Genomic DNA, 14,730 nt, shown 5'->3' with positions numbered 1-14,730 from the left:
TATGTTAAGCGTGTTATTCTTTTATAACTAGTTTGTTTTTATAGATAGAGTTGCCCTGAACATTTAATATATATATTCCAGGTGCTAGATTATCTAGTTTTATATTGATATTGTCTTTTGAAATTGGGAAATGCCCTTCCTTTATAAGTATTCCGTTAATAGAGAATATTTGCCAAGTTTTATATTTACCACGATAATTCTGTTTAATAAAAAGTTCGTCTTTAAAAGGGGAAGGGTAAACGTTAAAATCTGTTTTGGTTTTAAGCTGAGTATTTAATTGGGAGTTGTAAGAACCGTTTAAATAAATTTCGGCAATGTTGGTAAATGGCGAGTTATTTACATCAGATAAGGCAACTACTTTAATATATTGACATTCTACAGCCTCGTTAAAATAGGTTATTTGCAAAGTATCGTCACCAAGAAAAGAGCCAGCAGATATCGGGCTACCCCAGTTTGATAGGGTTTTAGTTGCATAAAACTCATATTGTGTAATATTCCCATTGGTTTTTCCATCTTGTCTGGGTAAATACTTAAAGGCTTCGATGGTTGCTTGTTTTCCAAGGTTAATTTGAATTTCATGCGGGTGTGTGGGTTGTTTGTTTGCCCAATCTGTAAACCAAAAGGTATTTGGATTATCATCAAAAGCATTAACGGCAGGGTTTCCTGTGCCTTCTGTATCCTCACTATCGGCCATAATTAATTGCCAGGAAGCTTGGCTTAGTTGGTCGGGGTATGTGCCCTTAAGGTATAATTCTGCAATATTGGCAAAAGGGGCACTATTGTTAGCCGCTAAAGAAACCATTTTAATATACCTACATTCTACAGTTTCATTAAAGTTTACCGTTTTAAGGGTGTGGTCTCCAATAAAACTCCCGCTAGCAATTGGGGTGCCCCAATTTGATGTGTTGTTTGTTACGTAAAATTCATATTGGGTAATGTTCCCGTTGGTATTGTTGTCTTGTCTTGGTAAGTATTTAAATGCATCTATTTTTGCTTTTTCTCCAAGGTCAATTTGGATTTCGTGAGGATGCTGTGGCTGATTGTTTTTCCATTCTGTATGCCAAAAGGTATTTGGGTTGTCGTCAAAGGCATTAATAGCAGGGTTTCCTGTGCCTTCTGTGTCTTCGCTATCGGCCATAATTAATCGCCATTTGTCTTGTTTTAAAAGCGACTCGTCAAGATCGGTTGCTGTGGGTGTTTTCCAAACTCTAATATAGTCTACATGTGTTTCTGTAAGATAACCAATCGGATAGTCTTTAAAGTATTGGTCTCCGCTAACTCCAAAACTTGCTCCGTTGGATAACCAAAGAAACTCAAGACTTTTTACTACCCATTTAGGGTTTGAATATCGCACTTTAAAAACACCGTCATAGTAAATATCCATGAAACTTTCAGTCCAATGAAAACCCCATGTGTGAAAGCCGGAATGAATACCAGGGGTATTGTACTGCTTTGTGTTGGCTTGATGGTCTGCTCCGTAACCGTCAATATGTACCACAGATTTTGTGTAGTCTTCTGTCCATGCCGTTTCAAAAATGTCGATTTCAGCACCGTCGTTGGCGGTGCCATCAACATTACCCATGTTAGGGCTTTGTAACCAAAAAGCGGTGTGAGTACCCTTGCTAGCATCTCCTACTTTTATACGGGCTTCAAAATAGCCGTACTTGGTTAAGTACTTATTGTGACTGTTTATGGATCCGTTGGTCATCGAGGAGTTTCCCGTTTTGTATACTTTAAGTATTAAATTTCCATTTTCTACGGATACGTTCTCTGGTTTCCATCTCCAGTCTGAGACCCCTATCTTAGGTCGAGCAGCTCTTGATTTGGTACTGTGGTCAATATTCCACTTGTTTTTATCGACAGTATTTAAGTTGAATTCGTCACTAAAGTCAAGAACCCAATTGCTATCAATATGAGAGTTGGATGGTTGAACATTCTTAGGTGTATTTTCATCTATGTATTGTGAAAAACAGGTGTTTATTGATGTAAATAAAAATAAGATTGGTAAAAATTTCCTCATAGTTTTAGTTTTTATCTAATTTTAGTTACGTTGGGGTATTGAATTTGTTGGAATAAACGGTAATAGTAATCTCCCAAATTTAATTACTTCATGTTCTTCAAACATGGATGATTTTATTAAATGGATAGATTTTTGTGTTTATTTTGAGTGTAATAGGGGAATTAGAATGTTCATTTTGAAATTAAGCAGGACTTGTGTGTCACTTTTAAATGTTATTGTATAAAAAGGCTTGTCTAAATAGAGGGTGTTTTTATCAATATAAATGCCTCACTCGGTTTAGAGGGTAATAGGTGAAGAAGAAATCGAAAAACAACTAGTAGGTGTAACTAGGAGGTAGGTTAATCTGTGTTATTCTAAATATTGGGTCTTGTTATATTTTAAAATAGGACAAAGCTGGGTTTTCAAAATAATTTTTATTTTTGCCAACCATTTTTATATTTCCTAGGGGATTTGCCCATATATTTTTTAAATATTCTTGAAAAATATAAAGGGTCGTCAAAGCCTACTTTAAAGCTTATTTCCTTTATGCTTAAGTCTGTATAAATTAAATACTCGCAGGCTTTTTGTACCTTTTTTAAGTTATGGAAAACGATAATGGAGTACCCTGTTCTTTTTTTAAACTTGGTATGCAGGTAAGATTTTGAATAGTTGAATCTCTCGGAAATGTGGTCTAGAGTATGGTTTTTTTGTAAGTCGCTTAATAAATATTCCCTTATAGCATCAATGACATTATCGCTTTGATTTAATTCTGTTTGCTCCTCAGTATGATAATATATAAATGAACTTATAAAATTTAGAGCCAAGATATTTGCATATTCTAAACTGTGTTCTAGGTTGTTATTGCCAAATAAGTTGAATATTTTATCGAAAGATTCAATGTTATCGGCAGAGAATGGAATGTTTCTTAAGTTAGTAGGATTTGAGACGTATCTGTTATAAAGTTTAGAGGTCAGGCTGCCATTAAAATGAAACCAATAAATACTCCAAGGATCTTTTTTATCTGCAGAATATTCATGTTTAACGTTTTTAGGAAGAATAAAAAATTGGTTTGGACTTATTTTCGTTGTAATATCATTCAGCCTAATTTCTCCTTTTCCTTTGGTGCAATAAATAAAAATATATTGTTTGGCTCCTCTTTTTCGAATACGATGGTGATGATGGGCGGTTGGATAATACCCTAAATCACTTATGTAAAACGATTTCGTTATTGAGTTTTTTTTAATGGTTTTAATAACAGCTTTAGGTAAAGCTATCATCTTTTGCCCTAAAAAGCCTTCTTTAAGAGTGGTGGTGGTCATGTTTAGCTTTGTTGTTTTTTGAAAATTACATAGAAAAAAGTGATTAGTTTATTACAAAAGTATTATTTTTTCAATATATCAATTAAATTTGGATTCAAATTATAAAAAGAACATTTTAACTATGTACAGGTGTAGTCTGTTTAGAAGTAAAAAAATATGAGATTTGGTTTTGGTGCCAGAAATTTAAAGGAGTAGGTTTTTTATGAATTTAGATTAGACGGTAAATAAAATAATGGAGAGATTTAGTAAACACAACAACTTTATAACTTAAAAAAGGATCCTTTAGAATTGAATAACCTTGCTATGGCTATGCCAGAAAAAGTAAAAACATTAAGCAACAAGTTAATTCGATTAAAAAAAGATGGTTTTGATAATAAACATGAGGTAAATTTAAATTAATACATTATTTATAATGAAAACTTATAATGTAAATTTTATTGATGATAAAGAGTTTGCTATTTCAGGAAACGGAAATCATCATAACTGGAATAAAGCCAGTAGTTTAACCGATTTTTCTTCGCCTTGGGATAATAAACCCATACATAAAGTGGAATTTAAGGCGCTTCATAACTTAGAAAAAGTATTTTTTCTATTTACCGTTCACGATTCGCAAACATATATTCATCAAACGGCTAATATTAATAACAGTATTAATAATTCGGATAGGGTAGAACTATTTTTTAGAACCAATGCTTCATTAAATCCTTATTACTGTTTAGAGATAGATTCTACTTCCAGAATTATGGATTTTTTAGCTAAACCGAATAAACAATTTAATTTTAATTGGAAATGGCCCATTAATGATATTGTTGTTAAATCATCAGTACAATCTCGTTTTTTTACAGTAGAAATTGCAATTAATAAAAGTTCGCTTACTAAACTAGGAGTGTTAAGGAGTAACAGGATAGAAACAGGAATTTATCGTGCTAAGTATAACAAACAAAAGAATGAAACTTTTAAACCCACATGGATAACTTGGGTAAATCCTAAAACAGATACACCAAACTTTCATACCCCATCATCTTTTGGTGTGTTAGAATTGCTTTAATTGGTTTTGTAAAGTTTAAAATTCTCAGAATTTATTATATCTAAAGGTAATAGTAGTTGGTTTGGTATTTCTTTTTCAAAAATAAAGTGTTCAACTAAAAATTTAAGACCAAAGTATGCTTGTTGCATAGGGTTTTGGTGTATTAAAAAATCAATAACTTCTTCTTTTAAATATTTAATGTTTTCATTTATTAAATCGTAGCCTACTAAATTAATTTTTTTATGATTTATATTTTTAATAATTTCTGCAACAAGATATGCTTTCGAGGTTGTTACAAAAATTCCAGATAATTTAGGGTTTTCTTTAATAAAGTTAGTTAGTACATTTTCAAAATCAGAATATTTTATATTACATAGTAATATATTCGAGTTAAAATTTTGTTTTGTACTAAAATAGCTTTTAAATCCTTTTTCTTTTTCTTGCATAAAAATAGCATTTTCATATTGTTCTTCAATATTAATAACGGCAAGATCGCCATTACTACCTATGCTATGTAACAACTTTGCAGCAACACGCCCACTTTGAAATAAGTCTTGCCCTATAAAACTTTTTACGCCTATAGATTCAATATCATTATTAAAGGTTGAAACAATAATGCCTAGCCTTTCATATTCTGCTAATACAATATTAGCTTCTTTAAAAAATAGAGGTGCTAATAAAACGGCATCTGGCATTTCATTTTGTATCGTTATGTTAGCTTTTAAAAAAGATTTCGGGTTTATGGGATCAAAAAAAGTAGTGGTAATGTTAACTCCAAAATGGCCTAATTCTAATATTACATTGTTAATACCTTTAGTACAAGGAATCCAGTATGGGTCTTTAACAGGGTCTGGTAAAAGCACATAAATATTATAAATCTTATTGTTTTTTAAATTTTTGGCAATTACATTAGGTTGGTAGTCAATTTTTTCTAGTACTTCTGTAACTTTTTGTAGCGCTTTTTCTGAAACTTTACCGCGTTTATGTATAACTCTGTCAACAGTTCCTTTTGAAACTCCTGCCATTTTAGCAATATCACGAATTGTGTATTTTTTTGTCATCTAGGCAAATATATAAATAAAAGATTTACCTGTAATTATGTGCTCGAACACAAAAAAATGGTGTGTTCGAGCACATAATTGAATAATAATTCCTATTTTTGAAAAAATTAATTGTGTTTATTAAGTTTTTTATAAACATTTTAAGTTAAATATATTGTAATGAATAAACCAACATTAGTCATATTAGCTGCAGGAATGGGTAGTAGATATGGTGGACTAAAGCAAATAGATACTTTTACTCCAGAAGGAGATACTATTATAGATTTTTCTTTGTATGATGCACTTCAAGCAGGCTTTGGAAAGTTTGTTTTTATTATAAGAAAAAGTTTTGAAAAAGAGTTTAAAGCCATTTTTAATAAAAAGCTAGAAGGAAAAGCAGAAGTAGCTTATGTATACCAAGAGTTAGAAAATGTGCCAGAAAAATATATAAACCCAGAGCGTACAAAACCATGGGGTACAGGTCATGCCCTGTTAATGGCTAAAGATGTTGTAAAAGAAAATTTTGCGATAATAAATGGCGATGATTTTTACGGAAAAGAAGCCTTTGTAGTTATGGCAAAATCTTTATCTCAAAAGGATAAAAACTCGTATGGTTTTAATACCATGGCATATTTACTTAAAAATACGGTTTCAGATTATGGGTATGTGTCTAGAGGCGAATGTCAAGTTAACAACGAAGGGTATTTGGTAGACGTTACAGAACGAACCCATATCGAAAAGATTAACGGAAACCTTATGCGTAAAGATGATGAAGGTAAATTTATTGCTATTGATGAAAATACAATTGTGTCCATGAATTTTTGGGGCTTTACACCAAAATGTTTTGAGTTTGGCGGACAACTATTCGAAACCTTTTTAGAAGCTAATAAAAACAATTTAAAAGCAGAGTTTTATCTGCCATCTATAGTTAATGAAATATTAAAATCAAGTAACGCAAGTGTTGAGGTTTTAAAATCTGAAGCTCAATGGTTTGGAGTTACTTATAAAGAAGATAAAGCCATTGTGCAAACAGCAATCGAGCAACTAAAAGCAAAGGGCGAATATCCTAAAAATCTTTGGTAATATGTTAAACGAACAATTAAAGCACGTGTTTAATCAGTTTAAACACAACGGAGAATATGCATTATATAAAGAACTGGCTTCGGGGCATATTAACGATACGTATTTAATAGAAACTACGCAAAAACCCTATTTTGTTTTGCAACGTATTAACCATGGCGTTTTTAAAGATGTACCAGGTTTAATTGAAAATAAAGTAGCCGTAAGTCGTCATATTCAAAAAAAATTAGAAAATAAATCAGTAAAAAAACAAGAGCGCGGTGTGCTTTCTTTTGTAAAAACTAAAGACGATTTAGCTTACTATAAAGATGAAGATGGAAACTACTGGAATTTAATGTATTTTATAGATAAAAGTGTAACTCACGATACTGTAAATAGCAGCGAAATAGCTTATGAAGGCGGAAAACTTATGGGTAAGTTTTTAACACTAACTAACGATTTTGACGCTAAAAATCTTATAGAAGTTATCCCAAATTTTCATGACATGTCTTTTCGTTACTCTCAATTTGAAGATGCGATTAAAGTAGCTACAAAAGCGCGACTAGAAGACTCAAAAGATTATATTGAAATAATAAACAATGCAAGAGAAGAAATGCATATTCTTTTAGCATTAAAGGATTCTGGGGCAATAAAAACACGAGTTACTCATAACGATACAAAAATATCAAATGTTCTTTTTAATAGGAAAAATAAAGGAATTTGTGTTATAGATACAGATACTGTAATGCCTGGAATTATACATTACGATTTTGGTGATGCTATTCGAACCATATGTAATACCGCAGCCGAAGATGAAACCAATTTAGATTTGGTAACATTTAATGTAGAGTATTATAAAGCTTATAAAAAGGGTTTTTTAAAGCACATGAAAAACGCTATAACTCCATTAGAAGAAAAATACCTCCCATTAGGAGCCAAAACCATGATATTTATTATGGCATTAAGGTTTTTAACCGACTATTTAAATGGCGACATATACTATAAAACAAAGTATCCAGAGCATAATTTAGATAGAGCAAAAAATCAATTTAAACTTTTACAGAGTTTAAACGAACAACTATTAAAACTAGAAAATTAGAGAATTTTAATATTCGCTAAAAATCATTAATAACATCATTTATAAAATATGCAAACATCAAAAAACTCTAATTTAGTACCCATTGCAATAATAGCAGGGCTATTTTTTATATTCGGATTTGTAACGTGGATAAACGGTGCCTTAATTCCGTTTATGAAAACCATTAACGAGCTAACCGATGCGCAATCCTATTTAGTTGCATCGGCTTCATATATATCTTTTGTAGTTATGGCCTTGCCCGCATCATACATATTAAATAAAATAGGGTATAGAAAAGGCATGTCTTTAGGTTTAATAATTATGGCTATAGGAGCTTTGGTTTTTATACCAGCAGCCGAGGCAAGAACATATTGGGTGTTTTTAACAGGGATATTTATACAAGGAGTAGGAATGACCTTGTTACAAACCGCATCCAACCCATATATTACCATTTTAGGGCCAATAGAAAGCGGTGCAAAACGAATTGCAATAATGGGAATAGCTAATAAAACAGCGGGCGCTTTAGGGTCTTTAATATTTGGAGCTTTATTGTTGTCTGGAATAGATGAGGTTAAAGAAAAACTATCAACAGTAAGTTTAGAAGAAAAAGAAGAGCTTTTAAACACTATGGCAGATAGTGTTTTTATGCCTTACATAGTAATGGCTATCGTTTTATTTTTGTTAGGTATTTTAATAAGAAAAGCACCATTGCCACATGTAGAAGCCGAAGTAAACGAGAATCAAGCCGAAGGTAAAAGTGCCAAAACTAGCATTTTTCAATTCCCTCACTTATGGTTAGGTGTTTTGGCTTTATTTGTTTATGTAGGCGCCGAGGTTATAGCTGGCGATACCATAATTGCTTACGGAATATCATTAGGATTTACAGGTGAAGAGGCCAAATTTTTCACTACATATACCTTAATGGCTATGGTTGCTACTTATGCGTTAGGTGTATTTTTAATTCCCAAATATGTAAAACAAAAAACAGCATTAATAGCGAGTGCAATACTGGGCGTTATTTTTAGTGTTTGCATTTTGTTAACAACAGGCTTTACTTCAGTTCTTTTTGTAGCTGCATTAGGTATAGCAAACGCTTTAGTATGGCCAGCAATATGGCCATTAACCTTAGAGGGCTTAGGTAAATTTACCAAAACGGCATCAGCATTATTAATTATGGCAATATCTGGCGGGGCTATAATTCCACCTTTATACGGAAGATTGGTTGATGCTAATAAAGAAGAATTAATATCTGGTGGAATGCAACAAGTAGAAGCCATGTCTACAGCATCTACAAGTAGTTATTGGATTTTAATACCATGTTATGGCATTATTCTATTTTTTGCCATTTGGGGGCATAAATTAAAAGGCTGGACAAAAATCAATTAAAAAAATAAAAACAAAACTATATAGTCATGTTAAAAAGCAATATTGATAAAGCAACAGGGTTTGAAAAACGGTTTGAAAATATAGGAACCTTAGTTTATGAAAACTCAACCGAAGCATCAAAAGCTGTAGCAAAAGAAATAGCAGACCTAATTCGTGTTAAGCAAGCTCAAAAACAACCTTGTATATTAGGGTTAGCAACAGGTTCATCGCCAAAAGGCTTATATGCAGAGTTAGTGCGTTTACATAAAGAAGAAGCACTTAGCTTTAAAAATGTAATATCTTTTAATTTAGATGAATACTATCCTATGGAGCCCGACTCTGTAAATAGTTATGTAAGATTTATGAAAGAACAATTGTTTGATCATGTAGACATTTTACCAGAAAACTATCATATTCCAGATGGTTTATTAGCTAAAGCAGAGATTTCAGATTATTGTAATGCTTACGAAGCTAAAATAGAAGCCTTAGGTGGTATAGATTTACAAATTTTAGGTATAGGAGGTAATGGCCACATAGGATTTAACGAATCGGGATCGCTTCAAAACTCAAAAACCCGCTTAGTAGCACTCGATCATATTACAAGAGTAGCAGCAAGTGGTGATTTTTCAGGGCTAAATAATACACCAAGAACCGCTATAACCTTAGGGGTTAAAAAAATAATGGAAGCTAAAAGGGTTATTCTATTGGCTTGGGGCGAAGGTAAATCAAATATTATAAAAGCCTCGGTAGAAGGCGAAGTAACAAGCCGTGTGCCAGCATCATATTTGCAAGAACATAATAATGCTACTTTTATATTAGATCAAGCCGCATCATCAAAATTAACAAGAATTAATACACCATGGCTTGTAGAAAAAGTAGTTTGGACCGATAAATTAATAAAAAAGGCGGTACTAAGTTTAGCACTTCATTTAAAGAAACCTGTTTTAATGTTAACCGATGCCGATTACATAGAAAACGGTATGAGCGATTTATTAGCAGATGCAGGCCCAGCTTACGATATTAACATTAAAATATTTAACGAATTACAAAATACCATTACAGGTTGGCCAGGAGGAAAACCTAATGCAGACGATACTAAACGACCAGAAAGAGCCGAACCAACAAAAAAACGAGTGCTTATTTTTAGTCCACATCCTGATGATGATATTATTAGTATGGGAGGTACTTTTAAAAGATTGGTAGAGCAAGGGCACGAGGTTCATATAGGATACCAAACCTCAGGAAATATAGCTGTAGCAGATGATGAAGCATTGCGTTTTGCAAGTTTTGTTTGCGATTATAATGAAAAGTTTGGAATAGAAAGTACAGAAGCCAACGCTATTTATAAACGAGCAGTAAGCTTTTTGAAAAACAAAAAATCTAGCGAAATTGATACTCCAGAGGTTAGATATATAAAAGGGTTAATAAGAAAAGGCGAAGCCAGAGCAACATGCCATTTTGTAGGTGTTCCAGACGAACAAATACATTATATGGAATTACCGTTTTACGAAACTGGCGCTATTAAAAAGAATCCAATTGGAGTAGCCGATGTAAAAATAACTTCGGATTTGATAGAAAAAATAAAACCACACCAAATTTATGCCGCAGGCGATTTAGCCGATCCGCATGGTACACATAAAGTATGTTTAGATGCTATTTTTGCTGCTGTAAAAGAGTTAAAACCTAAAAAGTTTATGAAAGATTGCTGGGTTTGGCTATATAGAGGTGCATGGCAAGAATGGGGTATAGATGAAATTGAAATGGCTGTGCCAATGGGGCCAGATCAAGTTTTAGAGAAGCGTCATGGTATTTTTAAACATCAATCACAAAAAGACGGTGTTGTATTTCAAGGCACAGATAGTAGAGAGTTTTGGCAACGAGCTGAAGATAGAAACCAAGAAACAGCTGGTTTATACGATCAGTTAGGTTTGTCTCACTATGCAGCTATGGAGGCCTTTGTAAGATGGCACTATTAATATTACTGTTTTAATTAATGGCAAACAAAATAAGGGTTAGAGCCCGCCATTCTAATTTTAAAAAAAAGCTTTTCAGTTTTCTGGAAAGCTTTTTTGCTTTTAACGATATCTACTATGCTTTTTAGCTTGAAATAAAAATAAAGTAATATTAGAGAGTATATTGTGTTAAAATTATTGTTTTTAAATAAAATAGTTATATATTTGATAAATTCAAATTGGTTTACCAATTTGGAAAACCAAATCTGCATTGTTAATCTTACTTTAGGTTAAACTAAACTATTAATTTTTAAAACTAAGATTATGAAATTAAAATTACTATTTACTAGATTAGAGTCTAGCAAGCTTTATGTGCTTTTACTATTTTGTTTGTGTGTGAGCTATAGTTGGAGCCAAACAGAACTTGTTAAAAATGGAACTTGTGATGATTTTCAAGTAGAAACAGGCGATAATGCAGATGCTTGGGACATGACACCTAATAGTACTGTGAAATATGATGCAGATGGAGGGGTAGAATCTCCCAGTCCTTATAGATATCATGCAGATGATAATCCAGATGGATGGAGAAATGATGATTTAGAAACATATCTTGAAGTAACTTATGATCTTGTTAATGGAAATAAAGTAGATGAACAACCTGGGTCTACAAGTAGCGGTAATGGAAGTACTAGAGGTGTTAAATTGTATGATGATGCCGACGGAGATCCTGCAGTTAGCCAATCTACACGTCGTTTATATCAAAGAGTTGTGGGGCTTACAATTGGTCACGATTATAATTTTTCAATAGATTCTCGTTCGGAAGCAGCAGGAACACTTTCAGAAGTATATATATTAAATACTCAAATCTCAGATGAGTTGGGTATTAATGCCAATGGATATAGTGATTCTTCTGTAATTACCGGTATGGATATCACTAATGATGAGGGCGCATGGGTAACAAATACTTTAAGTTTTACGGCAACAACTACAGAGGTTATAATTTATGTTAGATCGTTAAATGCTATCGATAGAGATACAGAAGTGTTTTTTGATAATATATCATTAAAAGAAGATGTAACAACAGCGACAAAAAATATTTTAGCTAGTGATATAAATATTTATCCAAACCCCGCAAGTAACTTTATACAAATTGATGTTAACAATATTCAAATCTCTTCAGTAGAAATGTATAGTCTTATAGGTAAAAAAGTAATTTCAGAAGATAAATTAATTAACAATAAATTAAATATTTCAAATCTATCTAAAGGAATATACCTACTAAAAGTAAATGCGGGTAATACAAGTTTAACTAAAAAAATTATAGTTGAGTAATTAGTGTTTAATTGTTTTAAAAAGCCTTCTATTTTTTTTAATAAAAGGCTTTTTTTAAAGCGATAAATTACTATCAAACCATATTTAGTATCTTTAAATAGATATATCGTAAACAGAATCATATAATAAAATATTAATCCTAAATAATAAATAAGCAACGGCCAAAATGAGTTATACCATTAATTTTATATCTAAAAATAGTATTATAGTGTGTCTATGCGTTTTATTTTTATGCTTTGGTTGTAGTAAAGAGTATGTTGTAAATGCTGTATATGTGTCTAACAAACAAGAGCTTAATTTGGCAATAAAAAATGCAAAGCCGGGAGATAATATTATTTTAAAAAATGGAATATGGAAAGATATTGAAATTAAGTTTAGAGGGCAAGGTACTCAAGAAAACCCAATTGTTTTAAAAGCAGAAACAGCAGGTAAAGTTTTAATTGAAGGTAAATCTTGTTTAAAATTTGGAGGCAATTTTTTAATTGTTAAAGACTTATATTTTAAAAATGGATATTCGCCATCAGCGGCAGTAATCGATTTTAAAATAAACGATAACGAGATAGCTAATAATTGTAAATTAACTCATTGTGTTATTCAGGATTTTAATAAGTTAAAACGAGATAATTCAGATTTATGGGTAAACCTTTGGGGCAGGCATAACGAACTAAGTAACTGTTATATAGCAGGAAAAACAAACCGCGGTCCAACTGTTAGAGTAAATTTAGAAGGTATTGAGAGTATAAATAATTATCATAAAATAGTTAATAATCATTTTGGTCCCAGACCTATAAAAGGGGGTCCTAGCGGAGAAACCATTCAATTAGGTAATAGTTTTACATCCATGGCGCCTAGCTATACTATGGTAGCTAATAATTTATTTGAAGCCTGTAATGGCGAAGTAGAAGTTATATCTAGTAAAACTAATTTTAACGAATTTAGAAACAATGTGTTTTATAAAAGTGAAGGCTCATTAGTAACCAGGCACGGTAACTATTGTACTATTGATGGTAATTATTTTATTGGAGATGGTGTTAATAAAAACTATGGGGGTATTCGAATTATAAACACGGGGCATTGGGTAACAAATAATTATTTTATTAACCTAAAAGGCGAAAGTTTTAGAAGCCCTTTGGCTGTAATGAATGGTATCCCGAAATCGCCTCAAAACAGATATAATCAAGTAACCGATGTTGTTATTGCTTATAATACTTATGTAAATTGTAGCTCGCCATGGCAATTTGGAGTGGGTACAAATATGGCGCAATCCAATGTTTTACCAAAATCTGAAATACGTTCGGCAAGAGCCATCAGAACTACTGTTGCAAATAACGTAATATATAACGAAAAAGGAATTAAAGCTATTGTTGTAGAAAACGATAAGGCAGATGGTGTAACTTTTAAGAACAATATTGTAGACAATAAAAGAGTAGCTTTTAAAAGTTTTAATAACGGTATTACAGAAGCAACACTAAACTTAAAAAAAGTTTCAGAGTATATTGCTATTCCTGTTGGTATTCCAACTAATATTAAACCTTATAATAGTTTTGGATTTAATACCATTAAAAAAGATTTATTCGGTACACCTAGAGCAAACAATAACTCTATAGGAGCTATTTTGGGCGTAAATGTTAAGAATCCTAATATTCTAGATAAATCTAAATACGGAGCAGATTGGTATTCAACCGAAACTGAAGCTAAAAAAACTATAGTGCATGTAATAGCAAATGCTAAAGAGCTGCAAACAAAAATTAATACAGTAAATAATGGAGATGTAATAGTATTAAAAGCAGGTGTATACAAACTTAATAAACCATTAAATATAACAAAAACAATAACTATTCAATCTCAAGATAGTATACAAAAAGCTCAGCTTATTTTTGAAGCTAAAATAGGCGAATCTTTATTTTCATTACACCCTAAAGGTAAGCTAACAGTTAATAATTTAGTTTTAAAAGGCAATAATGAAAACAATGCTTTTGCAAGTTTAAAAGATAATATGAGTAATCATTTTGGTTTAACAGTTATAAACACTCAAATTAGCGATTTTAATTATGTTTTAAAAGTGTATAAAGAATCTTTTGCAGAGCGTATTTCTTTTATAAAGTCAACTATTTTAAACTGTTTTAATGGTATTGAGTTGTCTGAAGAGGTAAACGATAAAGGCGATTATAATACAGAATACTTAACTATATCTAAATGTGTTTTTAATAACGTAAAGGCTAATGTTATAGATTATTACAGAGGTGGTTACGATGAGTCTACAATAGGAGGAAACTTATTCGTTAATAATTCAACTTTCATTAATTGTGGAGCTAATGAGCAAAATAGTATTTTGCTAAATCACAGAGGTATAGTTAATGTAGATATAGCAGAAAATACTTTTAAAAATAACCCTGTAAAATTTGTATCAGTATTATGGGGATCAAAAAATAATAAACAATCAAATAATACAATTATTAATTCAGGAAAAATTAACGTTGAAGAAGACTTAGAAATGAAGTTAATGTATTAATTTTATGCATAATAAATAAACCTTTAACGCTTTCAAAAAAGTGAATT

Annotated in this window: 10 protein-coding genes; 7 read left to right on the top strand and 3 right to left on the bottom strand. The window is 31.6% G+C overall.

Annotation, left to right across the window (positions count from 1 at the left end; genetic code table 11):
• Positions 1–13: 13 nt before the first annotated feature.
• A complete protein-coding gene (locus ACNG5D_RS15035; protein WP_418184355.1) occupies positions 14–2,020 on the bottom strand; it encodes a discoidin domain-containing protein in 2,007 nt (668 codons plus the stop codon).
• A gap of 413 nt (positions 2,021–2,433) precedes the next feature.
• Positions 2,434–3,318: an AraC family transcriptional regulator gene (locus ACNG5D_RS15030; RefSeq protein ID WP_418184354.1), complete on the bottom strand. Its 885-nt coding sequence runs from the start codon at positions 3,316–3,318 to the stop codon at positions 2,434–2,436.
• A 412-nt stretch (positions 3,319–3,730) separates the two neighbouring features.
• Here ACNG5D_RS15030 and ACNG5D_RS15025 point away from each other — a divergent pair, with 412 nt between their 5' ends.
• A complete protein-coding gene (locus ACNG5D_RS15025) occupies positions 3,731–4,366 on the top strand; it encodes a carbohydrate-binding family 9-like protein (RefSeq protein WP_418184353.1) in 636 nt (211 codons plus the stop codon).
• On the opposite strand, the gene ACNG5D_RS15020 is transcribed toward ACNG5D_RS15025, so the two are convergent.
• Entirely contained in the window at positions 4,363–5,406 is a 1,044-nt protein-coding gene (locus ACNG5D_RS15020) for a LacI family DNA-binding transcriptional regulator (protein ID WP_418184352.1), read from the bottom strand. The two genes, ACNG5D_RS15025 and ACNG5D_RS15020, sit on opposite strands and share 4 nt — an antisense overlap.
• A 159-nt stretch (positions 5,407–5,565) precedes the next feature.
• Here ACNG5D_RS15020 and ACNG5D_RS15015 point away from each other — a divergent pair, with 159 nt between their 5' ends.
• The 6 genes from ACNG5D_RS15015 to ACNG5D_RS14990 all read left to right on the top strand — a co-directional run bounded on the left by ACNG5D_RS15015 (position 5,566) and on the right by ACNG5D_RS14990 (position 14,683).
• Positions 5,566–6,468, top strand: coding sequence for a nucleotidyltransferase family protein (locus tag ACNG5D_RS15015; RefSeq protein WP_418184351.1), 903 nt, complete (start codon positions 5,566–5,568; stop codon positions 6,466–6,468).
• Between the two features lies 1 nt (position 6,469).
• Positions 6,470–7,543, top strand: a complete 1,074-nt coding sequence (locus tag ACNG5D_RS15010) for a phosphotransferase enzyme family protein (protein WP_418184350.1) — start codon at positions 6,470–6,472, stop codon at positions 7,541–7,543.
• A gap of 48 nt (positions 7,544–7,591) precedes the next feature.
• Entirely contained in the window at positions 7,592–8,908 is a 1,317-nt protein-coding gene (locus ACNG5D_RS15005) for a sugar MFS transporter (protein ID WP_418184349.1), read from the top strand.
• A gap of 26 nt (positions 8,909–8,934) precedes the next feature.
• Positions 8,935–10,863, top strand: coding sequence for a glucosamine-6-phosphate deaminase (nagB, locus tag ACNG5D_RS15000; protein ID WP_418184348.1), 1,929 nt, complete (start codon positions 8,935–8,937; stop codon positions 10,861–10,863).
• A 300-nt stretch (positions 10,864–11,163) separates the two neighbouring features.
• The gene (locus tag ACNG5D_RS14995) at positions 11,164–12,171 is read left to right on the top strand and encodes a T9SS type A sorting domain-containing protein (protein WP_418184347.1); all 1,008 of its coding nucleotides are present in this window, start codon (positions 11,164–11,166) and stop codon (positions 12,169–12,171) included.
• Positions 12,172–12,337: 166 nt separating this feature from the next.
• Positions 12,338–14,683, top strand: coding sequence for a chondroitinase-B domain-containing protein (locus tag ACNG5D_RS14990; protein ID WP_418184346.1), 2,346 nt, complete (start codon positions 12,338–12,340; stop codon positions 14,681–14,683).
• The last annotated feature ends 47 nt before the right edge of the window (positions 14,684–14,730 follow it).

The sequence above is a fragment of the Algibacter ulvanivorans genome (genome assembly GCF_048381495.1).
GTDB classification, from domain to species: domain Bacteria; phylum Bacteroidota; class Bacteroidia; order Flavobacteriales; family Flavobacteriaceae; genus Algibacter_B; species Algibacter_B ulvanivorans.
The sequence above is the reverse complement of the archived record's forward strand: the minus strand, read 5'-3'. Positions and strand labels throughout refer to the sequence as shown.

What these genes read in the sequence shown, in the direction of transcription:
- ACNG5D_RS15020 (WP_418184352.1), bottom strand. Translation starts at nt 5,406, where the DNA reads ATGACAAAAAAATACACAATTCGTGATATTGCTAAAATGGCAGGAGTT.
- ACNG5D_RS15015 (WP_418184351.1), top strand. Translation starts at nt 5,566, where the DNA reads ATGAATAAACCAACATTAGTCATATTAGCTGCAGGAATGGGTAGTAGA.
- ACNG5D_RS14990 (WP_418184346.1), top strand. Translation starts at nt 12,338, where the DNA reads ATGAGTTATACCATTAATTTTATATCTAAAAATAGTATTATAGTGTGT.
- ACNG5D_RS15010 (WP_418184350.1), top strand. Translation starts at nt 6,470, where the DNA reads ATGTTAAACGAACAATTAAAGCACGTGTTTAATCAGTTTAAACACAAC.
- nagB (WP_418184348.1), top strand. Translation starts at nt 8,935, where the DNA reads ATGTTAAAAAGCAATATTGATAAAGCAACAGGGTTTGAAAAACGGTTT.
- ACNG5D_RS15025 (WP_418184353.1), top strand. Translation starts at nt 3,731, where the DNA reads ATGAAAACTTATAATGTAAATTTTATTGATGATAAAGAGTTTGCTATT.
- ACNG5D_RS15035 (WP_418184355.1), bottom strand. Translation starts at nt 2,020, where the DNA reads ATGAGGAAATTTTTACCAATCTTATTTTTATTTACATCAATAAACACC.
- ACNG5D_RS14995 (WP_418184347.1), top strand. Translation starts at nt 11,164, where the DNA reads ATGAAATTAAAATTACTATTTACTAGATTAGAGTCTAGCAAGCTTTAT.
- ACNG5D_RS15030 (WP_418184354.1), bottom strand. Translation starts at nt 3,318, where the DNA reads ATGACCACCACCACTCTTAAAGAAGGCTTTTTAGGGCAAAAGATGATA.
- ACNG5D_RS15005 (WP_418184349.1), top strand. Translation starts at nt 7,592, where the DNA reads ATGCAAACATCAAAAAACTCTAATTTAGTACCCATTGCAATAATAGCA.